At 62.5% G+C, this 22,070-nt stretch carries 20 protein-coding genes; 16 read left to right on the forward strand and 4 right to left on the reverse strand.

Features of this window, described 5'->3' with window-relative positions; all coding sequences use genetic code 11:
- Positions 1-55: 55 nt before the first annotated feature.
- The 4 genes from gap (at position 56) to secG (ending at position 3,552) form a co-directional block, all read left to right on the forward strand.
- The gene (gene gap, locus QP305_RS00360; RefSeq protein ID WP_026429334.1) at positions 56-1,063 is read left to right on the forward strand and encodes a type I glyceraldehyde-3-phosphate dehydrogenase; all 1,008 of its coding nucleotides are present in this window, start codon (positions 56-58) and stop codon (positions 1,061-1,063) included.
- A gap of 75 nt (positions 1,064-1,138) precedes the next feature.
- The gene (locus QP305_RS00365; protein ID WP_284903251.1) at positions 1,139-2,329 is read left to right on the forward strand and encodes a phosphoglycerate kinase; all 1,191 of its coding nucleotides are present in this window, start codon (positions 1,139-1,141) and stop codon (positions 2,327-2,329) included.
- Positions 2,329-3,105, forward strand: coding sequence for a triose-phosphate isomerase (gene tpiA / locus QP305_RS00370; protein ID WP_284903253.1), 777 nt, complete (start codon positions 2,329-2,331; stop codon positions 3,103-3,105). The genes QP305_RS00365 and tpiA overlap by 1 nt, the downstream gene beginning before the upstream one ends.
- A gap of 201 nt (positions 3,106-3,306) precedes the next feature.
- Complete coding sequence (secG, locus tag QP305_RS00375) at positions 3,307-3,552, forward strand: preprotein translocase subunit SecG (protein WP_016442760.1); 246 nt, start codon at positions 3,307-3,309, stop codon at positions 3,550-3,552.
- A gap of 95 nt (positions 3,553-3,647) precedes the next feature.
- On the opposite strand, the gene QP305_RS00380 is transcribed toward secG, so the two are convergent.
- From QP305_RS00380 to tkt, 3 genes are all read right to left on the reverse strand, one after another.
- The gene (locus tag QP305_RS00380; RefSeq protein WP_284903255.1) at positions 3,648-4,646 is read right to left on the reverse strand and encodes a glucose-6-phosphate dehydrogenase assembly protein OpcA; all 999 of its coding nucleotides are present in this window, start codon (positions 4,644-4,646) and stop codon (positions 3,648-3,650) included.
- A gap of 77 nt (positions 4,647-4,723) precedes the next feature.
- On the reverse strand, positions 4,724-6,244 hold the full coding sequence (zwf, locus tag QP305_RS00385; RefSeq protein WP_087070771.1) for a glucose-6-phosphate dehydrogenase: 1,521 nt from the start codon (positions 6,242-6,244) through the stop codon (positions 4,724-4,726).
- A 331-nt stretch (positions 6,245-6,575) separates the two neighbouring features.
- Positions 6,576-8,657, reverse strand: a complete 2,082-nt coding sequence (gene tkt / locus QP305_RS00390) for a transketolase (RefSeq protein ID WP_284903256.1) — start codon at positions 8,655-8,657, stop codon at positions 6,576-6,578.
- Positions 8,658-8,845: 188 nt separating this feature from the next.
- Between tkt and xerD the strand changes: the two genes are divergently transcribed.
- The 8 genes from xerD to der all read left to right on the forward strand — a co-directional run bounded on the left by xerD (position 8,846) and on the right by der (position 16,224).
- Positions 8,846-9,769: a site-specific tyrosine recombinase XerD gene (gene xerD, locus QP305_RS00395; RefSeq protein ID WP_284903257.1), complete on the forward strand. Its 924-nt coding sequence runs from the start codon at positions 8,846-8,848 to the stop codon at positions 9,767-9,769.
- Between the two features lie 86 nt (positions 9,770-9,855).
- Positions 9,856-10,704, forward strand: coding sequence for a ParA family protein (locus QP305_RS00400; RefSeq protein WP_026429342.1), 849 nt, complete (start codon positions 9,856-9,858; stop codon positions 10,702-10,704).
- A gap of 12 nt (positions 10,705-10,716) precedes the next feature.
- The gene (locus tag QP305_RS00405) at positions 10,717-11,550 is read left to right on the forward strand and encodes a segregation and condensation protein A (RefSeq protein ID WP_284903258.1); all 834 of its coding nucleotides are present in this window, start codon (positions 10,717-10,719) and stop codon (positions 11,548-11,550) included.
- A 65-nt stretch (positions 11,551-11,615) separates the two neighbouring features.
- Complete coding sequence (scpB, locus tag QP305_RS00410; RefSeq protein ID WP_087070776.1) at positions 11,616-12,173, forward strand: SMC-Scp complex subunit ScpB; 558 nt, start codon at positions 11,616-11,618, stop codon at positions 12,171-12,173.
- Positions 12,170-12,892, forward strand: coding sequence for a pseudouridine synthase (locus tag QP305_RS00415; protein WP_016442768.1), 723 nt, complete (start codon positions 12,170-12,172; stop codon positions 12,890-12,892). The genes scpB and QP305_RS00415 overlap by 4 nt, the downstream gene beginning before the upstream one ends.
- Entirely contained in the window at positions 12,892-13,995 is a 1,104-nt protein-coding gene (locus QP305_RS00420; protein ID WP_284903566.1) for a prephenate dehydrogenase, read from the forward strand. Before QP305_RS00415 ends, QP305_RS00420 begins: the two co-directional genes overlap by 1 nt.
- On the forward strand, positions 13,988-14,755 hold the full coding sequence (gene cmk, locus QP305_RS00425) for a (d)CMP kinase (RefSeq protein WP_284903259.1): 768 nt from the start codon (positions 13,988-13,990) through the stop codon (positions 14,753-14,755). The genes QP305_RS00420 and cmk overlap by 8 nt, the downstream gene beginning before the upstream one ends.
- Positions 14,752-16,224, forward strand: coding sequence for a ribosome biogenesis GTPase Der (gene der, locus QP305_RS00430; RefSeq protein WP_087070779.1), 1,473 nt, complete (start codon positions 14,752-14,754; stop codon positions 16,222-16,224). The genes cmk and der overlap by 4 nt, the downstream gene beginning before the upstream one ends.
- Before the next feature lie 104 nt (positions 16,225-16,328).
- Here der and QP305_RS00435 read toward each other — a convergent pair whose 3' ends face one another.
- Positions 16,329-17,129, reverse strand: coding sequence for an IclR family transcriptional regulator (locus QP305_RS00435; protein WP_284903261.1), 801 nt, complete (start codon positions 17,127-17,129; stop codon positions 16,329-16,331).
- 411 nt (positions 17,130-17,540) lie between these two features.
- Here QP305_RS00435 and QP305_RS00440 point away from each other — a divergent pair, with 411 nt between their 5' ends.
- Genes QP305_RS00440 through QP305_RS00455 form a run of 4 tightly spaced genes read left to right on the forward strand, consistent with a single transcriptional unit; the run spans position 17,541 to position 21,971 of the window.
- Positions 17,541-19,139, forward strand: a complete 1,599-nt coding sequence (locus QP305_RS00440; protein ID WP_087070781.1) for a mannitol dehydrogenase family protein — start codon at positions 17,541-17,543, stop codon at positions 19,137-19,139.
- The gene (gene uxuA, locus QP305_RS00445) at positions 19,139-20,221 is read left to right on the forward strand and encodes a mannonate dehydratase (RefSeq protein ID WP_016442774.1); all 1,083 of its coding nucleotides are present in this window, start codon (positions 19,139-19,141) and stop codon (positions 20,219-20,221) included. The genes QP305_RS00440 and uxuA overlap by 1 nt, the downstream gene beginning before the upstream one ends.
- Positions 20,221-20,868, forward strand: a complete 648-nt coding sequence (locus QP305_RS00450; protein ID WP_087070782.1) for a bifunctional 4-hydroxy-2-oxoglutarate aldolase/2-dehydro-3-deoxy-phosphogluconate aldolase — start codon at positions 20,221-20,223, stop codon at positions 20,866-20,868. Before uxuA ends, QP305_RS00450 begins: the two co-directional genes overlap by 1 nt.
- Positions 20,865-21,971 (forward strand): sugar kinase, encoded by a 1,107-nt coding sequence (locus QP305_RS00455; protein ID WP_016442776.1) that lies wholly within the window; start codon positions 20,865-20,867, stop codon positions 21,969-21,971. Before QP305_RS00450 ends, QP305_RS00455 begins: the two co-directional genes overlap by 4 nt.
- Positions 21,972-22,070: the final 99 nt, after the last annotated feature.

The raw sequence follows: 22,070 nt of genomic DNA on the forward strand, positions 1-22,070 counted from the left end.
AAAGACAAGAAGTCGAGTTGGAAACGCGCTAGCTGGCGCGTGAGGAGGATAAAGAGTGACTGTACGCGTTGCTATTAACGGCTTCGGCCGTATTGGTCGTGCCGCTGTCCGCGCAGCCCTCGCCGAGGGTGCGGATTTCGAGATCGTCGCGGTCAATGACCTGACCGATATCAAGACTCTCGCCCACCTGCTGAAGTATGACACCGCCGGCGGCCGCCTCCCCGTGGAGATTGAAGCAACCGAAGATGGATTCGTGCTCGACGGCAAGAAGATCAAGGTTCTTGCTGAAAAGGATCCGGCCAACCTCCCGTGGAAGGAACTCGAGGTTGACATCGTTCTCGAGTGCACCGGCCGCTTCCGCACCGGTGAAGCCTGCCAGGCTCATATCGAAGCCGGCGCCAAGAAGGTTCTTATTTCCGCCCCGGCGAAGGGTGAAGATGCCACCTTCGTTATCGGCGTGAACTCCGATCAGTACGATCCTGCCAAGCACAATATTATTTCCAACGCTTCCTGCACCACGAACTGCCTCGCCCCGGTGGCGAAGGTCCTCGTGGACAAGTTCGGCGTCAAGAAGGGTCTCATGACCACGATCCACGCTTACACCGCGGATCAGAACCTGCAGGACGGCCCCCACAAGGATCTGCGTCGCGCCCGCGCGGCCGCGCAGAACATGGTCCCCACCACCACCGGTGCGGCCAAGGCCGTGGCTCTGGTTCTCCCCGAACTCAAGGGCAAGCTCGATGGTTACGCCGTGCGCGTCCCCACCATCACCGGCTCCCTCACGGACCTCACCTTCGAAGCTGAGAAGTCCGATGTCACCGTGGAAGAAATCAACGCCGCGATGAAGGAAGCCTCCGAAGGCGCTCTCAAGGGCACCCTCGCTTACACCGAGGATCCCATCGTTTCTTCGGACATCATCGGTGATCACCACCAGTCCATCTTCGATGCCGGCCTCACCAAGGTGATGGACGGCCAGGTCAAGATCGGTGCTTGGTACGACAACGAATACGGCTACGCCGCTTCCCTCGTGAAGCTTGCCAACCTCGTTGCGAGCAAGCTCTAAAGATCAAGCGATGAGCTGATGTGAAGCCCGTGCGTGCGCTAGCGCGCACGGGCTTCCCTACGCGAAAGGAAAAATATGAGGACTATTGAATCGCTCGGTGACCTCACCGGCAAGAAGGTTTTTGTTCGTTCCGATTTCAACGTTCCGCTGGACGGGGATCGCATCACCGATGACGGCCGTATCCGCGCCGCGCTGCCCACCATTAAGCGTCTCCTCGACGCCAAGGCGAAGGTCATCGTTTCCGCGCACCTGGGCCGCCCCAAGGGCGAGCCGAAGCCGGAATTCTCCCTCGCTCCGGTAGCCAAGCGCCTGGGCGAACTGCTCGGCCGTGAGGTCCCCCTCGCGGAGGATACCGTGGGCCCGGACGCCAAGGCTAAGATCGAGGCCCTGAACGACGGCGACATCGTGCTGCTCCAGAACGTGCGTTACGACAAGCGCGAAGACTCGAAGGTCGATGCTGACCGCGAAGCTCTCGCCAAGGAATACGCCGCGCTGGCCGATGTGTTCGTTTCCGACGGTTTCGGTGTGGTGCACCGCAAGCAGGCCTCGGTTTACGATATTGCGAAGCTGCTGCCTTCGGCCGCCGGTGAGCTTGTTGCCAAGGAAATTAATTCACTGTCCAAGGCCACCGCGGATCCGGAGCGCCCCTACACCGTGGTGCTGGGTGGCTCCAAGGTGTCCGATAAGATCGGCGTGATTGAGAACCTCCTGGACAAGGCTGATGTTCTCCTTATCGGTGGCGGCATGGCCTTCACCTTCCTGCGCGCCAAGGGTTATGAGATCGGTTCCTCGCTGTGCGAAGATGACCAGATCGAGAAGGCCCGCGAGTACCTGGAGACGGCGTCCAATAAGGGCGTGGAGCTGCTCCTGCCGGTAGACGTCGTCGTCGCTGATAAGTTCGATAAGGACGCTGAATCCGAAATCGTTTCCGCTTCCGATATGCCCGCCAACGGCATGGGCCTGGACATCGGGCCGGAAACCGTGGCCGAATACGCGGAGAAGATCGCTTCCTCGAAGACGATCGTCTGGAACGGCCCCATGGGCGTCTTCGAATTCCCGGCCTTCGCCGAGGGCACGAAGGGCGTTGCCCAGGCCATGCAGGATGCCGAAGGCTTCACCATCGTTGGTGGCGGTGACTCCGCGGCGGCCGTGCGCATCCTCGGCTTCGACGAAGAGAAGTTCAACCACATTTCCACCGGCGGTGGCGCTTCCCTCGAATTCCTCGAGGGTAAGACCCTGCCCGGCATCGCTGTTCTGGAGGGTTAATGGCACGCACCCCCCTGATGGCGGGTAACTGGAAGATGAATATGGATCATCTTGAGGCTACCCACCTTGTCCAAAAAGTCGCGTGGACCCTGGACGACGCCGGTTTCACCTACGGTGATGTGGATGTGGCGGTTTTCGCCCCTTACACCGACCTGCGTTCCATCCAGACCCTGTGCGAATCGGATGAGCTGCGCATCGCCTACGGTGCCCAGGATGTGTCCGTACATGACGAAGGCGCCTACACCGGCGAAATCTCCACCTCGATGCTTTCCAAGCTCGGGTGCAGCTACGTCATTGTGGGCCATTCGGAGCGGCGCGCCTACCACGGCGAAAGCAATGAACTCATCGGCCAGAAGGCACAGAAGGTTCTTGGCGCTGGCATGATTCCTATCGTCTGCTGCGGTGAAGAACTTGAGGTGCGCAAGGAAGGCCGGCACGTGGAGTACGTCGTCTCCCAGATTGACGAACTCTTCGCCGGTTTCCAGGCCGCGGATATTGCCAAGCTCGTGATCGCCTACGAGCCCATCTGGGCTATTGGCACCGGCGAAGTAGCCACCCCGGAAGACGCCCAGGAAGTCTGCGGCGCCATTCGGGCCCGCATCGAAGAAACCTTCGGTGCGGATGCGGCTGCCGCGGTTCGTATCCAGTACGGCGGGTCGGTCAAGGCTGCTAACGTCCAGGAAATCATGGCCCAGCCTGATGTTGACGGTGCCCTCGTGGGCGGCGCCAGCCTCAAGGCGGAAGAATTCGCGAAGATCGTGATGTTCCGCGGCTAAGGCCATACCGGCTCAGAGCTATAGCTAAAGGGCGGGGCGTGAAAACTCCGGCCTGATCGGTTGATACCGGCTAGCTCCGGCGTGCGGGGTGGGATTCTTCCCACCCCGCACGTTTTATTTCCCGCAGCCCGGTTCCACCAGGTACACTAACCAAGGACTCTATTACTCTCCGGGTGCACGAAGCACTCGAAAGGACTGGAAATGAAAGCTTTGCTCATTACCTGCGAAGTGCTTATGCTCATCACCAGCATCTTCCTCACGCTCTCCATCTTGCTGCACAAAGGCAAGGGCGGCGGAATCTCCGATATGTTCGGTGGCGGCATTTCCACGTCCATGCGTTCCTCCGGTGTAGCCGAACGCAACCTCAACCGCATCACCGTGGTGCTGGCTCTCATCTGGGGGATTTCCATTATCCTCATCGGCCTCATCGTCAAGGTCGGCATCTAAGCCCTCAGAGTTTTCCCGAGGCGGGAATATAAGCCTTAAGCAGCGGGGCCGGTACGTAAATGATGACGTACCGGCCCTGTTTCCTGCCCTAGATGCTACGCGCCGTGTGCCGCAGTGCTACCCGTGGCTACAGTCTCTGCGTTCGCGGGAGCTTTCACATCCACATCCGCGGGGGAGTAGTCGAGCAGAGGGAGTCCCTTGGTGAGGACCTCGCCGTAGGCGGTATCGGGATTGAGGTCGCGCAGATCCTCGATGAGCATCGCTTCAAGGCTGCGCACCGGCAAAGATACTTCCTGGGGAGCCCGGCCTGGGCGCAGCATCATGCCGTGATCATTGCCCGGGGTGCGATGCAGACTGAGAGCTGCGCCGTCGTTCAAGAAAATCTCCACGCCGGTAATCGGAGCGCCCTCCTGCGGTTCAATCTCCACCGGAACATCCAGGCGCAACCGTAGCCACGCGGCGAGCAAGAAAAGCGAGGAGCGGTGCGGGCGCCCCCATACCTTCGCGCCGGTAATGGTGCGGCCCGGGAATTCATCGACCATGGAAGCGATGTAATTGCGCCACAGGGTGGTGCCCGCCCAGCCCAGGTCGGTATCCCCGGGAACGTAATTGGCGGAAAGATGCTGGAGCGCCAGGGCTGGGTGATCGGCGGTGCGGGTGGTGGTGATGCGGCGCTGCGCGATGCGGCCGGCCGCGGTTGCCGCAGGGTTTTCCGGCATATTCTGAATCCACCACGTCACCACGGGAGTATCGGGGAGCAGCAGCGGGGTCACCAGGGTATCCACGTTCTCCGCGGCACCCGCGTGGGCGCGCAAAATAACGATCTCGGAAGCACCGGCCTCGGATCCGGTGCGGATTTCCGCATCGAGGCGCGCGGTTTCCCCAGCCACGGGAAGCACCGCGATAATCCGCGAAGGATGGGCGCGGGAGGCCCCGGCCGCCGCCTCGAGGGCATCGCGCACCCCGCCCTCGGTATGCGCCACAATAATGAGCGTGAGGACCCTTCCGAGGGCTCCCACCCCGGAAGTTCCGCGCAATTGATCAAGCTGCTGGCCCACCTGGGCGGACGTGGTATCGGCAATATGGTTAATCATGAAGCTTCCTCGGATCTTTCAGGTACGGGATAGGGGCCGCTGAGGGTGCCCGGATACGAACCGCGTAGAGTGCCGGCCTAGGGGCGGCGCCAGGCGTGGCCGTGGGCGGCGAGCATAGCATCGGCACCGGCCGGGCCCCAGGACCCGGGCGCGTAGGTTTCCAGGGACTCCGGATGAGCATCCCAATAGTTTTCCACCTGGTCAATAATCCGCCAGGATTCTTCCACCTCGCGGGTTTGCGGGAAAAGCGGCGGATCGCCCAGTAGCACGTCAAGAATAAGGCGCTCGTAAGCTTCCGGGGTGTACTCGGTAAAAGCGTGGCCGTAGGCGAAGTCCATGGTGACATCACGCAGGCGCATTTCCGAGCCGGGCACCTTGGAACCGAATTTGAAGGTGATACCTTCATTGGGTTGCACCCGGATAACCAGGGTGTTTTGGCCCAGGCCGGCCACGTCCGGGAAGGGCAGGAAGGGTGGGTTGCGGAAGACCACCGCAATTTCGGAAACGCGCCGCCCGAGCCGCTTACCGGTGCGCAGGTAGAACGGCACTCCGGACCAGCGCCGCGTCTCAATCCCCAGGGCAATGGCCCCGTACGTATCGGTCACGGATTCGGCGGGGATACCGTCTTCTTCCCGGTAGCCGCGCACCCACTGGCCGCCCTGCCACCCGCTCGAATACTGCGCCCGCACCGAAGCCTGCGCCGGGCTCCCGAACAGGTGGGTAGCCTCGAGGACTTTCTCCTTTTCGGCCCGCAGCGCATCGGCGTGGAAAGAGGTCGGCTCCTCCATCGCGGTGAGGGCAAGCAGCTGAAGCAGGTGGTTTTGGATAACATCGCGGGTGGCCCCGATACCGTCGTAATACCCGGCGCGCGAACCAATCCCGATATCCTCCGCCATGGTGATTTGCACGTGGTCCACATGCGAAGAATTCCACAGCGGTTCGTAAAGCTCGTTAGCGAAACGCAGCGCGAGGATATTCTGCACCGTTTCTTTACCGAGGTAGTGGTCGATGCGGAAAACCGAATCGTGGGGGAAGACCCCGCTCACCGAAGCATTGAGCTCACGCGCGGAAGCCATATCGTGCCCGAAGGGCTTCTCGATAACCACGCGCCGCCAGCTGCCCGGTGCCCCGCGGTTGAGCCCGGCGTTGGCGAGCCCTTCGGTCACCACCGGGAAAAGGCTGGGCGGAATGGAAAGATAAAAAGCGAAATTACCGCCGGTACCGCGGGTGGCATCCACATCCGCCATGGTGGCGCCGAGAGCGCGGTAGAGTTCCGGATCGTTGTACTGGCCTTCGACCATCCGTAAACCGTCGAGGATTTGGGCCAGGGTGGTGGAGATAACCGGAGTTTGGGCGCCGTTGCGGATGGCCGCTTCGACACTGCGGGCCGCGTCCACGGGACGGCGCGCCACTCCGATAATGGAGAACGACGGCGGCAACAGCCCCCGATTCGCCAGATCGTAGAGAGCAGGAAGAATTTTGCGGTTCGCCAAGTCACCGGTGATGCCAAAAAGAACAATTCCGCAGGGGCCGGCCACCCGCTGGAGGCGGCGGTCAGCGACGGCACGGAGCGGATTACCTGAGGTAGGAGCAACCATAAAATTCCTGTCATGAAAAAGAGGGCGAGAATATGCGCCTGTCTTATGGTAGACGCTTGAGCCGAAAAGGGGCACGGCTGTGTCCATCACGGTGTGCAGCCGGCTCCGGGAGCCGCTGGTGCACCCAGTTCGCGTAAACCGCTTATAGGCCAACGAATAACCTCCGAAGCCGAAACTGTCGCAACTAATCAAGGTCGCGTGACCGGCACAGCGGCCACGCGACCTTGATGATGTTACGCGACTAGCGTGAAACGAGTGCGGTTCCCGCCAGCTAGGTGTTTGCTAACTGTCTGCTAGCCGCCAGCTATCGGTTACGGCAGCTGAGTGCCAGCTACGCCCGCGCTGCTTCGATGGATTCGAGGGCTGCGGACACCACGTGCTCGGCGGTCATCCCGTATTCCTTCATGAGCTCACCGCCGGGGCCGGATTCCCCGTAGGTATTGATACCCACGCTGCGCCCGGCATCGCCAACGTAGCCAGCCCAGCCGAAGGTGGCGCCGGCTTCCACCGATACTCGCGCCTTCACATCGGGGAGGATCACCGCATCGCGGTAGGCCCGGTCCTGAGCTTCGAACCATTCCAGGCAGGGCAGCGAGATAACGCGGGCACCCACGCCCTGTTCCGCGAGGCTCTTCTGCGCCGCTACCGCGAGCTGCACTTCCGAACCGGTGGCCAGCAGCTGCACATCGACCGTCCCGGTGGGGGAGTCCGCCAGCACGTAGCCGCCCTTGAGCACGCCTTCGGTGGAGGTCCCTTCCAGAACCGGCACGCCCTGCCGGGTGAGGATGAGCCCGGTAGGCCCGCCGTCGACCTTCTCCAATGCACCGCGCCACGCGGCCGCGGTTTCATTCGCATCGGCCGGCCGCACAATGTTGAGGCGCGGGATGGCGCGGTAAGCCCACAGGTGTTCGATGGGCTGGTGGGTGGGGCCGTCCTCGCCCACGCCCACCGAATCATGCGTCCACACGAAAATCGAGGGGATATTCATAATGGCCGCCAGGCGGGCCGCGCCGCGCATGTAATCGGAGAACACAAAGAAGGTGCCGCCGTAGGCGCGGGTGAGCCCATCGAGGGTAATTCCGTTAATGATCGCGCCCATGGCGAATTCGCGGATACCGAAGTGGAGGGTACGCCCGTATATATCACCCGAGAACATCTCCGAGGAGCGATGCGCGGGCAGGAAGGAAGGTTCGCCCTTCATCGTGGTGTTATTCGAACCGGCCAGATCGGCCGAACCGCCCCACAGCTCGGGGAGTACCGGGGCCAGGGCATTGAGCACCGCGCCGGAAGCCGCGCGGGTCGCGATCCCCTTGGGATCCGGCTCCCAGCTCGGCAGCTTCTTTTCCCAGCCCTCGGGGAACTTCTTGGCCCGGATGCGATCGTAGAGAGCGGCTTCTTCCGGATGGGAAGCCCGCCACGCTTCGAAGCGCGCATCCCAATCCTTACGGGCCGCGGCTGCCCGCTCCGCCGTATGTGTGCGGGTGTGGGCCAGCACCTCATCGTCCAGCGGGAAATCAATATCCGGGTCGAAGCCCAGAATTTCCTTGGTGGCGCGAATTTCCTCCACGCCCAGGGCCGACCCGTGCGAGGCACCGGTGTTCTGCTTGGTGGGCGCCGGCCAAGCAATGATGGTAGAGAGCTTAATAATGGAGGGCTTATCGGTAACCTGCTGGGCAGCCAGAATCGCATCGTAGAGAGCCTGGACGTCCTCCTGGTAGGAGCCATCCTCCTTAATCCAATTCACGTGCTGGGTGTGCCAGCCGTAGGCTTCGTAACGCGCCAGCACATCCTCACTGAAAGCAATGGAGGTATTGTCCTCAATGGAAATGCGGTTGTCATCGTAAATGAGAATAAGATTCCCCAGCTCCTGGGTGCCCGCCAGCGAGCAAGCCTCACTGGTCACGCCTTCCTGGAGGCAGCCATCCCCGGCAATCACGTACACAAAATGATCGAAAACGGACTGGCCGAGCGGGGTATCCCGGTCAAAAAGCCCGTGGGCGCGCCGGGATGCCATCGCGAATCCCACCGCGGAGGCCAGGCCCTGACCCAGCGGCCCGGTGGTCATTTCCACGCCGTTGGTGTAGCCGTATTCCGGATGCCCGGGAGTCTTGGAGTGGAGGGTGCGCAGCGCCTTAATATCATCAAGTTCCAGACCGTAGCCGGCCAGCAGCAGCTGATTGTATTGCGTGAGGGAGGAATGCCCGGCCGAGAGAATGAAACGGTCACGGCCCACCCACGCAGAATCCGCCGGATCGTGGTTCATGACCCGCTGGTAGAGCAGGTAGGCCGCCGGCGCCAGGGACATAGCCGTTCCCGGGTGCCCATTCCCGGTTTTTTGCACCGCATCCGCGGCCAGCAGCCGGGTGGTATCCACGGCCCGCTGATCAAGCTGCGACCATTCGAGCTTCGCCATTGAATTCTCCTAACATAAGGTTGTGGTTACATGAGATGTGCCACGCACTAGTCTACTGGTCGAGCGGGTTTCGCGCGCCCGGGGCCCACCTTCGTTCGCGCCCGGCGCGAGGGCACGAACGCCCGAGTACCGCGCGAGCAATGCGGCGCGCCTCCCGCACGCTACCGCGCATCCGCGAAGGAGAATATATGGCCGAACCCGGCACCCCGCCCCTACAGCGCGCGGTTGCGCAATTCCTCGCCCATATCAGCGTCGAACGCGCGTTATCGCGCAATACCGTGGCCGCTTACCGGCGTGATTTGCGTAAATATCTTGCGCACCTCGATTCCCGCGGCGTCACCAGCCCCGCCGAGGTGCGCGAAGAGGACGTCGCGTCCTTTTCCGAAACGCTCACCGGAATGGCACCGGCTTCTATTGCACGGGCCGTGACCGCGGTGCGGGCTTTTCATACGTTTTTATACGACGACGGCGCCAGCCCGGCCAATCCGGCCAGCCGGGTGCGCCCCCCGAAACTCCCCGCGCGCCTGCCCGAAGCTCTGACAATCGCGGAGGTCACCGCCATGATTGAGGCGGCCGGGGCCACCCCGCCGCCCCTGGGCCTGCGTGATCGCGCACTCCTGGAAGTCCTGTACGGGACGGGCGCGCGCATCTCCGAAGCCCTCGGGCTCACCGCTGATGATATTGATACGGAGACGGCCACGATTCGGCTTTTCGGCAAGGGCCGCAAAGAACGAGTGGTGCCGCTGGGGCGCTACGCCCTGGAAGCACTGGATGCCTACACCACCCGGGCCCGCCCGGAACTGGCCGCGCGCGGGGAAGGAGTAACAAAACTCTTCCTCAATACCCGCGGGCGGGCCCTTTCCCGCCAGAGCGCCTGGCTCATTATTCGCCAGGCTGCCGAACACGCTGGTATAACCGCCCATGTTTCCCCGCATTCGCTGCGGCATTCTTTTGCCACCCACCTGCTCCAGGGCGGCGCGGATGTGCGGGTGGTCCAGGAGCTGCTCGGGCATTCCTCGGTGACCACCACCCAGATTTATACCCAGGTTTCCCGCGAGGTACTCAAGGCGGTGTATGCCACCTCGCACCCGCGGGCGCTGCGCAGCGAGTAGGAAGCGGGGCAGGCGCGGCGTCGTCGTTCTACGCTCTTCGCCAGAAATGGCACCGCAAGTCCTCCGAGTTTAGGTACCCTAGAGATGTGACCGAACAGAACGCGCTTTTTGAAACTGAGAACGTGGATTTTCCCGAACCGGAGCCTTTGCAGGAACACGGCCCGGCGCGCATTATTGCGATGTCCAACCAGAAGGGCGGGGTGGGGAAAACAACGACGTCGATTAACCTCGCCGCGGCGCTGGCCGGATACGGCCGGCGCGTTCTCATTGTGGATTTCGATCCGCAGGGCGCCGCCTCGGCCGGTCTGGGGATTAATGCCCGCGCGCTGGATCGCACCATTTATAACGAACTGATTGCCGCGAAACCGGATGTGCGGGGCATTATCCAGCATTCGAAGGTGGAGGGCCTGGATGTGGTCCCGGCCAATATTGACCTCTCCGCGGCCGAAATTGTGCTCATTAATGAAGTGGCGCGCGAACAGGCTCTCAGCCGGGTGCTGCGGCCGGTCCTCGATGATTATGACGTCATCATTATTGACTGCCAACCCTCCCTGGGCCTGCTCACCGTTAATGCGCTGACGGCCGCGCACGGGGTTATTATCCCGCTGGAGGCGGAGTACTTCGCCATGCGCGGGGTGGCGCTGCTCACCGAACAAATCGGGCGGGTGCAGGATCGCCTTAATCCGCGGCTCACCATTGACGGGGTGCTTCTCACCATGGTGGATATGCGCACCCTCCATTCGCGTGATGTGATGCGTTCGGTGCATGAAGGCTTCGGGGAAAAGGTGTACCACACATATATTGCCCGCACCGTGAAGTTCCCGGATGCTTCGGTGGCCGGGGAACCCATCACCCAGTACGCGCCCTCGCACCCGGGGGCGGTGGCCTACCGGAAGCTGGCGCGCGAAGTGATTGCCCGCGGCCAAAGTGCCTAAGCGGGAGTGGGCGTGACCACTCTTTTTGACGCCTCATCCGATTTCGATGTTGACCTCGATGTGTATTCGGGGCCCTTCTCGGTGCTGCTCACCATGATTTCCAAGAAAAACTTGGATATTACCGAGGTGGCGCTGGCGGAAGTCACCGATGAGTTCATCGCCTGGATACGCTCCAGGCCGGAAGTGGATCTCTCCACCACCTCGGAATTCTTGGTGGTGGCCGCCACCCTCCTCGATATGAAATTGGCACGCCTGCTGCCCCGCCACGAAAGCGAAGACGAAGATTGGGAGCTCCTTGAGCAGCGCGATCTCCTCTTCGCCAAGCTTCTCCAATACCGGGCGTTCAAAGAGGTCGCCCGCGATTTTGGGGCGCGCCTGGAAGAAACCGGGCGGCGGGTGGGCCGCGATGTCCCCCTCGAAGAAATGTACGCGAAAGCACTGCCGGAGGTGCGCCTCCCGCTCGGGGTCATGGATCTGGCCCTGCTGGCCGCCCGCGCTTTTACCCGCGATACCTCCGAACCGGTGGTCCAGCTGGAGCACCTGCATTCCCCGGTGGTTCCGGTGGCTAGCCAGGTGGCCTACCTAGAGGAACGTTTCCGGGCGGGGGAGTCTTTCACGTTCACGCAGCTGTGCGCGGATGCCGGATCGGTGCAGGTGGTAGTGGCCCGCTTTTTGGCGGTGCTGGAATTGCTACGCCGCGGCGCGATTGCCGCGGAGCAGGATGAACCGCTGGGCGCGCTGGTGCTGCGCCCCACCCCGGCAGATGATCGCGGGGCGGCCGGGGCGGGCGACGTCGCCGCGGAATACGGCGAGGTATCAGCAACCAGCGCGCCGGGCAGCGACTAGACTGGGCCACAAGGCGTGCGCAGCCCGCGCACCCTGCCTGGTCCGCAACATTACAAGGAGAATTCGTGGCCGATCTTTGCCCCGCCACCGCCCTCGAGGCGGTGCTTTTCGTGGCGGCCACCCCGGTTCCCCTCGCCACTCTTGCCGAAGCAGTGGGCTTGAGCGAAGCGGACACCCGCACCGAACTGGAGAACCTGGCCCGGGAGTACCGCAGCGGCCGCCCGCGCGGATTCGAATTGCGCGAAGCCGGTGGAGGCTGGCGTTTCTACACAAATCCGCTGGTATCCGATATTGTGCTGGCCCACGTAACCCGCGGGCAATCGGGTAAACTATCCACGCCGGCTTTGGAAACGCTGGCGGTGATCGCCTACCGGCAACCGGTGACCCGCGCCCAGATCGCGGCGATTCGCGGCGTGAATGTTGATGGAGTTGTGCGTACCCTCGCCACCCGCGGTCTTATTGCAGAAGCGGGCACCACGCCGTCCACCGGTGCGGTGCTGTATGCGACCACCCCGTATTTCCTCGAAGCCATGGGGATGAATTCCCTGGATGAACTGCCGCCCCTGGCGCCCTACCTGCCCGACGCAACCGAACTTGACGATGTGGAAAGAGAAATAAGATGAGAGAACGCTTGCAAAAGATCCTGGCCCACGCGGGGGTGGGCTCGCGGCGCGCCTGCGAAGCGCTCATTGCCGAGGGACGGGTGGCCGTCAATGGCGCCGTCGTAACCGAAATGGGAACGCGGGCGGATGCCGAACGTGACACCATCCACGTGGACGGAATGCCAATCGCGGTCAAACCCGATCTGCTCACGGTGGCGCTCTACAAGCCGCCGGGGGTTGTGTCCACGATGGATGATGATATGGGCCGCCCGAGCCTCGCCCAGTACGTGGAGAAATACGAGCAGCGCCTCTACCACGTGGGGCGCCTGGACGAAGATACCGAAGGCTTGATTTTGCTGTCGAACGACGGCGAACTCACCCACCGACTCACCCACCCCTCCTACGAGGTGCCGAAAACCTACGTGGCGCGGGTGGAAGGCCAGGTCACCCGGGGCCTCGCGCGGGTGCTGGAAAAGGGCATCACCCTGGAGGACGGCCCCATTCGGGTGGATAAATTCGTGCTGCGGGAATCCCAGCCGCGCAATTCCATTGTGGAACTCACCTTGCATTCGGGCCGCAATCGCATTGTGCGCCGCATTATGGAGGAAGTGGGGCACCCGGTTATGGAACTGGTGCGCACCCGTTTCGCCACGATCGATGCCGGGCGGCTGCGCCCCGGAAAAAGCCGGGTGATCGCTGGTAGCGAGCTCTCGGCCCTCATGCATTCGGTAGGGATGTGATGCACGCAGGTCCGGTCCTTATTATTGGCTCGGGGCTGCTGGGCGCGTCCCTCGGGCTGCGCCTGCGGCTGCGCGATATTCCGGTGTACCTGGAGGATTCCTCCCCGCTGGCCGCGGCCCTGGCCCGCGATCTGGGTGCGGGGGAGGAACCCCCGGAAAGCGCCTGGGAGCCGAGCCTCGTGGTGGTTGCGGTGCCCCCGGACGTCACAGCGCAGGTGGTGAGCGCGGCCCTGGATCGTTTCTCCACCGCGCTCGTGACCGATGTGGCATCCGTCAAGGCGGTAGTAGCAGAGCGCCTGGCTACCCATCCACAACGGGAGCGCTACCTCGGGTGCCATCCCATGGCCGGCCGGGAACGTTCCGGGGCGATTGCCGCGGACGCTGATCTTTTTGAGGGCCGCCCGTGGGTCATCTGCCCACGTCCGGAAACCCGCGAGGAAGATATTGCGCGTTTGCGCAGCCTCGCCCTGGATTGCGGCGCCATGCCGATCCTCGTGGAGGCCAGCGCGCACGACCGCGCCGTCGCCCTCGTTAGTCACGTCCCGCAGCTGGTGTCGTCCCTGCTGGCGGGTACGTTGAACGACGCCGCAGCTACCGAGCTGAGCCTTGCCGGCCAGGGATTACGCGATATGACGCGGCTGGCGCATTCGGATCCGCAGCTATGGACCGCGATTATTGCCTGCAATTGCGCGGCGGTTGCTCCCGTGCTTCGCGATGTTGCCGAGCGTACCGCGAACTTGGCGAGCGCCCTCGAAGCGGCCGCGGGTGCGGCGCAGGCGCCCGGGCTGGCCCGGGCTGTTGCCGCGGTGGTGGCCGAAGGCGGGCGCGGGGTGGCGCGCATTCCCGGCAAACACGGGGGAGCACCCCAGCGCTATACCGAGGTCACCGTTCTGGTTCCCGACCGCCCGGGCGAATTGGGCCGCCTCTTCACCGAAGTGGGTGAGATCGGCGTGAATATTGAAGATTTTTCGCTCGAGCATTCCGTGGCCCAAAAAGTGGGGCGGGCACGGCTCTCGGTAGCGCCGGCCGCGGCCCGGGATCTCAGCGCGGCGCTGGCCGCGCGCCAGTGGCAGGCTTTTATTGAAGGAGGAGAGCATGAGTGAGATGAACACGGCGGGCACGCAAGGCCCCGAGGCAGCCGGCACCCCGCACGCCGAAGCCATGGACACCCCGTGCCTCAAAACATCGGGCTATCCCATTGCTATTGACGGGCCCTCCGGTTCGGGCAAATCCACCGTCTCCCGCCAGGTTGCCCGCGAGCTCGGGCTCAGCTACCTCGATACCGGTGCCATGTACCGGGCCGCGGCCTGGGCCGCCCAGCATGCCGGCGTGGAACTCACCGACCAGCCGGCCGTGACCGCGGTGGTGCGGGCCATGAACCTTGACATGCCCCTCGATCCTGATAACCAGAAGATTAGCTGCGAAGGGGAGGATATTACCGCCGCTATCCGCGCTCCGGAGCTCTCCCGGGTGGTTTCCCAGGTAGCCGTCAATCTTGAGGTGCGCGCTGAACTCATTGCCCGGCAGCGGGCCATTATCGCGGCGCACCCGCGCATCGTGGTGGAGGGGCGCGATATTACCAGCGTCGTCGCCCCGGAAGCTCCCACAAAAATTCTCCTCACCGCATCGGAAGAAACACGTTTGGCGCGGCGCGCCCGGGAAGTGCGCGGCAGCGCGGCACCCGATGCCCTGGCCGCCACCCGCGCGGAAGTAACCGAGCGCGATGCTCAGGACTCCACGGTCGCTTCTTTCCTGGAAGATCGCGCAGGAGTCGTTACAATTGATTCTTCTCAGATGAGTATTGCGGACGTGGTGGCCGCGGTGCGCACGCTGGCACAGGGCTTCGGAAAGGAACAGGAATGACTGAGGAATACCGCGATATGAGCGCGGAGGGGACCACCCCGGACGACGCTGAACGCGTGCTCCGCGCCGGTCTGGAAGCCTACGATCTGGACGAGGCCGATCTGGCGCTCCTGGCCGGGGAAGAACCCGAGGATGCGGAAGCCGCCGCCCGCGCGCTGCCCGTGGTGGCGGTTATCGGGCGGCCGAATGTTGGCAAATCCTCCCTGGTGAATCGTATTGTTGGCAAGCGGGTGGCCGTGGTGCAGGACGTCCCGGGCGTGACCCGCGACCGGGTCTCCTACGAGGCAGAATGGGCGGATCGCCGCTTCCTCCTCATGGATACCGGCGGCTGGGAACGCGATGTGGCGGGCCTGGATCGCGATGTGGCCCTGCAGGCCGAAATTGCTATCGAGCAGGCCGATGCCGTTATTTTCGTGGTGGATGCCACTGTCGGGATGACGGATACCGATGAAGCCCTGGTGCGGGTGCTGCGCCGCTCGCGCAAACCCGTGATCGTGGCGGCCAATAAGGTGGATTCCCCGCAGCAGGAACCGGATGCCGCCTACCTGTGGTCTTTGGGGCTGGGGGAGCCCTACCCGGTTTCGGCTCTGCACGGGCGCGGCTCGGGTGATCTTCTGGACGTGGTGATCCGTGCGCTCCCGGAAGAACGCGAGGTGCCGGCCCGCCCCAAGCGGCGCGGGCCGCGCCGGGTCGCCATTGTGGGGCGCCCGAATGTGGGTAAGTCCTCCCTGCTCAACCAGCTGGCCGGGGAAACCCGCGCGGTGGTCAGCGATATTGCCGGAACCACCCGCGACCCGGTTGATGAAGTTATCGAGCTGGACGGCACCCCGTGGACTTTTGTGGATACCGCGGGGATTCGCCGGCGGGTGCACCAAACCCGCGGGGCGGATTATTACGCGAATCTGCGCACCCAGCGCGCGCTGGCGGAAGCGGAACTGGCCCTCGCCCTTATCGACGCCTCCGAGCCGCTCACCGAACAGGATATTAGGGTGATCCAGCAGGTTATTGATGCCGGGCGCGCCCTCGTTATCGTCTGCAATAAATGGGACGAGGTTGATGAGGAACGCCGTTTCGAACTCGACCGCGAATTCGAGCGCGAACTGGTGCAGATCCAGTGGGCGGCGCGCGTCAATCTTTCGGCGAAAACCGGCTGGCATACCAACCGGCTCTCCAATGCCATGACCACCGCGCTGCGATCCTGGGATCAGCGTATTCCCACCGGGAAACTCAATGCTTTCCTCAGCGAATTGGCGGCCGCGCACCCGCATCCGGTGCGCGGGGGCAAACAGCCGCGTATCCTCTACGGCACCCAGGCGTCGACGCGCCCGCCGCGTTTCGTGCTTTTCGCCACCGGTTTCATCGAGGCAGGCTATCGGCGTTTCTTGGAAAACCGCTTGCGGGCCACCTTTGGTTTCGAAGGTTCCCCGCTCCAGATTTCGGTTCGGGTACGCGAACGGCGTAAGAAGTAGCGGAAGTGGTACGACGGCGCAGCTAGCCTGCGTCGTCGTACTTGTATCGGTGGCAGGAACTATGCAGGAAGCCCGCCACCGGGCGCCGGCTACCCGCGGTTCGCTTAGCGCACGGAACGGGGCAGCAGGACCTCCGGAACGCTCACGCCGGTGGAACCGGAAATAGCGTTGATTTCTTCGGCAATACCGTAGGCCACCGCTTCGCGGGTTGCCGCTCCCAGACGTTCGGCGGGTGCGGTGACGGACACGGCCACCCGCTCGCCGTTTTTCAGATCGACCGGGACCGCAACGCAGGCAATACCCGCTTCGTTTTCTTCCACTTCCATACCCCAGCCGTGGCGGTGCACGTGCTCGATGCACTCCTCGATGGTGGCGCGGGTGGGGGGATTATCGGTGGGAACACTCAGGTACCAGTCAATTTCCGCACCGGTTACGTTATTGGCGCCCAGCAAAGCGCGCCCGAGTGCGGTGGTGACCGCCGGGGCATTACGCCCGATAAAGGACACCACCCGGATGGGGCGATCCGGTTCCACTTTATCGAGGTAGGTGACCACCTGGCCGGAGAGCTTGCCCAGGTGCACGAGTTCGTTATAGCGGTGGCAAATGGCCACGAGGGCGGGGTGGAGTTGGTCTACCACGAATTGGGTGCGGGTGGTGTAGCGAATAATGGGGTCTACGCCGTCCCCGAGGAAGTAGTAGCCGGTATCGGCATCCTGGTCCACCCAATCCCGGTAGCGCAGGGAACGCAGCGTGTGGTGGACCGTGGCCTTATTGGAATCCACCGCGGCTGCAATATCGGAGAGCGGGGCACCTTCCGGTCCGCGGCGTGCTAAAAACTCCACAACGAGCAACGCGCGATCGATGGAGGAGAGCGGAGCGCGCTCCTCAGGGGAAGTACCGGACACCTCAAGCTCCTTTACTCTACGAGGGTATAACTGCAGGCCGGGAAAATTATACCGCGCGATTTCAATATGTGAAACATAAAAACGGGGGCGCGGGACGGTCAGTGTTGAATAAGAAAAGGCCCGGAATCCGAATACTTCACACCCCGCTCCCGGGTGCCGCCGGGCACGAAAATGAGGTACAATCATTTCATACGTACGAACGGGCGTTTCACGTAAGGAAACATTCGGGTGCGGGGGTGCCCGGCCGGTTCGTCGTCGTATAAAGGAATACTGGGTGGTGGCATCGGGAGCGGTGTTCACTCACCGGGTGACCTCACGGCAGGAACACGGCGCACGCCGGCGCTCCTGCGGGGCGGCCGCCGGTGGATCGCACGTGGAGCCGTCCCGATCCAACTATCAAAGGTGATGTATATGAAACTCAATCTCAGCTCGCTCTCCCAAGCGAGTGATTACGAAGCAGCCGGTATTCAAGTTCCGGCTTTTGATGTGGCCGCAACTCAGGAGCGCGTGCGCACCAACCCGCGCTGGGTGCATATCGGCCCGGGTAATATTTTCCGGATCTTCCTGGCGCGCATCGCGGATGACATGCTGGCGGACGGCAAGTACTGGCCGATCACCGGCGTGGTGCCGATGAACCCGGCTGAAATGGAAAAGCAGCTCGAAGCTTTTGACCTGCTGACCCTGGGCGTTATTCTTTCCGGGGATAAGCGCGATACCCGCGTTATTGCCGGCCTGGCCGATGGCCTGGCAACTCGCCGCGAGGGCGATTTTGATCGGCTCGTCTCCATCTTCACCAACCCGGAGATGACCACGGTTACCCTCACCATTACCGAAAAGGGCTACGTGATTCAGGATTCCCAGGGTGAGCTTTCCGAAGCTACCCGCGCGGATATCGCCTCGGATCCCTTCGCCAACCATGAGAACACCATGGCGCTGCTGGCCGGGCTGCTCGCGCATCGCTACCAGGCGGGCGGGGCACCCATTAACTTCATCTCCGCCGATAACTTCTCCCACAACGGCGATAAGCTGCGCGATTCTGTGCTGCAGATCGCCCGCGGGTGGGTGGAGCGCGGCGCGCTCAGCCAGGAATTCCTGGACTGGGCCAGTGATGACACCAAGGTTGCCTTCCCGATTTCCGTGATCGATAAGATCACCCCGCGCCCCTCGGAAGAAGTATCGGAGTACCTCACCGGGCTCGGCTTCACCGATATGGGTATTGACCACCTTGGCCGCACCCCGATTGCCGGCTTCGTCAATGCCGAACCCACCGAATACCTCATTATCGAAGATAAGTTCGCGGCCGAACGCCCGCCTTTCGAGGATTACGGCGTATACATCACCGATCGCGAAACCTGCGATAAGTTCGAGCGGATGAAGGTCACCACCTGCCTCAACCCGCTCCACACCGCACTGGCAGTGTCCGGTACGGTGATGCGCTTCCCGACCATTGATTCGGAAATGCGCGATCCCGATTTGGCGAAGATGGTCAATATCCTCGCCTATGATGAAGCGATGCCGGTAGTAACCGATCCGGGGATTATCGATCCGAAGGACTTCGTGCGCGAAGTTCTCGAGGAGCGTTTCCCCAATAGCGCGCTGCCGGACAATCCGGCCCGTATCGCTATGGATACCTCGCAGAAGATTCCGATCCGTTTCGGCGTCACGCTGCAGGAATACCAGCGCCGCGGTCTGGATATGGACAAGCTGCGCGTGATCCCGCTCGTTTTCGCGGTGTGGGCACGGTACCTGCTCGGTATCGCGGACGACGGCGAAGAATTCACGCCGTCTTCCGATCCGCTGCTGGAAGAACTCCAGGGGCACCTCAAGGGAATTAAGCTCGGTGAGAGCGTTGATGCTCACGCCGCGCTCAAGCCCATCCTGTCCAATGCCAATATTTTCGGCCTCGACCTGTATACCACTCCGCTGGCGGAGAAGGTCGAAGCCCTGTTCACGAAGCTCATTGCCGGTCCCGGCGCTGTGCGTGCCACTATTCACGAGGAGATCAACTAATGAAAATGACATTCCGCTGGTACGGCGAAGGTCACGACCCCATTCCGCTGCAGTACATCAAGCAGATTCCGGGCGTGTCCGGAATTATGGGCACCCTGTCCTACAAGGCCGCCGGGGAGAACTGGGAAAAGGACGAAATCAAGGTCCTCATCGACCAGGTTCACGAAGCCGGACTCGAATGCGAGATCATCGAATCCGTGAACGTCCACGAGGATATCAAGCTCGGCCTTCCCAGCCGTGACGAATACATCAAGAACTACTGCACCACGCTGGAAAACCTCGCGGAATTCGGCGTCAAGGTAGTTGTCTACAACTTCATGCCCGTTTTCGACTGGCTGCGTACCGAACTCGCCCACGTAAACGAGGATGGCTCCACCTGCCTGTACTACGATCACTCCGAAATCGAAGGCATGACCCCGCAGGATATCGTCAATAAGACGGCCGAAGAATCCGGTGGTCTCACCCTGCCCGGCTGGGAACCCGAACGCCTGGCCAAGCTGGACGAAGTCATGGCGCTCTACCAGAACATGACGGTGGAGAAGCTGCGCGAAAACTGGAAGTACTTCCTGGACGGCATTATCCCCACCTGTGAAAAGGTCGGCATTAAGATGGCCTGCCATCCGGACGATCCGGCTTGGGATCTCTTCGGTATTCCGCGCGCCTACAAGAGCCTGGATGACATCAAGGAAATCCTGGCCCTCAATGATTCCCCGATGCACTCCCTGTGCGTGTGCATTGGCTCGCTTGGCTCCAACCCGTCCAATAACGTCGCGGAGATCCTGCGCTACGTGGGCGAACGCGGCCGTATTGCCGCTTCCCACCTGCGTAACGTCAAGTACCTGGGGGAGAAGACCTTCAAGGAAGCGGCCCACTGGTCCGCGGACGGCGACCTCGATATGCAGGCCGCGGTGGAAGCCATTTACGATACCTGCCCCGATATTTACGTGCGTCCCGATCACGGCCGCATGATTTGGGGCGAAGAAGGCCGCCCCGGCTACCCGCTGTATGACCGGGCACTGGGCACCCAGTACCTCCTCGGGCTGTGGGACGGCATCGACAAGATGAAGAAGGCGGCAAAGTAGTGTCTCAGCAACTTCCAGACGTTCGTCCGTTCCTGGAAACCCACCCCATTGTTCCCGTTGTGGTGATCGACGACGCCGCGCAGGCGCCCGAGGCTGCCCGCGCCCTGGTGGCCGGCGGTATCCACTGCGCCGAAGTGACCTTCCGTACCGCTGCCGGCGGGGAAGCCATTAAGGCCATGCGGGACGTTGAGGGTATGACGGTGGGTGCTGGAACGGTTCTTACCCGGGCCCAGGCGGAAACCGCCGCGGACCTGGGTGCGAAGTTCTTTGTTTCCCCGGGCTGGAGCGCCGGCGTGGCCGATGTGGCCGCCGAACGCCAGATTCCCTACCTTCCGGGCGTGCAGACCGCCACGGAAATCATGATGGCTCTGGAATACGGTGCCACCGCGGTGAAGTTCTTCCCCGGTGGGGAAGCTGGCGGGCTGCCCATGGTCAAGGCCCTGCGCGGTCCCTTCCCGAATACCTACTTCGTGCCGTCCGGCGGAGTGAAGCTCGCGAATATGGCCGAATGGCTCTCCGATCCGGCCATCCTGTCCGTTTCGGGTTCGTGGATGATCAAGCGCGATCTGATTTCCTCCGGGAACTTCGCGGAGATCACCCGCCTGTCCCAAGAAGCATCCGATCTAGCTAAGGAGATTCGCAAGTGAGCGACGCCCTGACGATTAAATCCGCCGAGGAAACCACCTACGATATTGTCTCCCTGGGTGAAGTGATGCTTCGCCTGGATCCGGGTGCCGGCCGTATCCGCACCACCCGGCAGTTCGCCGCCTCTGAAGGCGGCGGGGAGTACAACGTGGCCCGCGGCCTGCGACGCGCCTTCCAGAAGCGCGGCGCGATCCTCACCTCCCTGGTGCGTAATGAAGTGGGGCTGCTGCTCGAGGATCTGATCCTCACCGGCGGCCTGGATACCCGTTTCATTCATTGGGTCGACGACGACGGCATCGGCCAGTCGGCTCGTAACGGCCTCAATTTCACCGAACGCGGTTTCGGGGTGCGCGGGGCTGTCGGGTGTTCCGACCGGGCTCACACCGCGATTTCGCAGCTCACCCCGGAGGATATCGATCTCGATTACCTCTTTGGCGAGCTCGGGGTGCGCTGGCTGCACACCGGTGGAATTTACGCGGCTCTCTCGGAACAGGCTTCGGAAACAGCGCTGGCGGTTATTAAGAAGGCTAAGGAATACGGCACCGTTGTATCCTATGACCTCAACTACCGTCCTTCGCTGTGGAATCTGCACGGGGGCAAGGCCCGCGCGCAGGAAGTGAATAAGTCCCTGGCGCCCTTCGTGGATGTCATGATCGGTAACGAAGAGGACTTCACCGCCTGCCTCGGCCTGGAAATCGAAGGTGCAAATGAAAACCTCGATAACCTCCAGGTGGAATCCTTCCACAAGATGATTGAGAAGGCGGCGGAAACCTTCCCGAACTTCAAGGCCATCGGTACCACGATGCGCCAGGTGCGTTCGGCAACCATCAATGACTGGGGTGCGGTGGCATGGAAGCGCGATCAGGGCTTCGTGCAGGCTACCCAGCGTGATGGCCTGGAGATCTTTGACCGCGTGGGCGGCGGCGACTCCTTCGCCTCCGGCCTTATCTTCGGGCTCATGGAATACGGTGATGTCCAGAAGGCAGTGGAACTCGGGGCCGCCCACGGCGCTCTCGCCATGACCACGCCGGGGGACACCACCATGGCCACCCGCGCCGAGGTGGAGAACCTGGCCCGCGGCGGTTCGGCGCGCGTCAAGCGCTAAAGCCGCATAACCGCAGCGTGCGCCACGCGCCTATCGCGCGGCTTACCTTCGGGTGAGCTGGCGCAGGGCGCTCACCGCGCACAGCGCAATTAGTGGGGG

The sequence above is a fragment of the Actinotignum timonense genome (genome assembly GCF_030216305.1).
In the GTDB taxonomy this organism is placed as follows: domain Bacteria; phylum Actinomycetota; class Actinomycetes; order Actinomycetales; family Actinomycetaceae; genus Actinotignum; species Actinotignum timonense_A.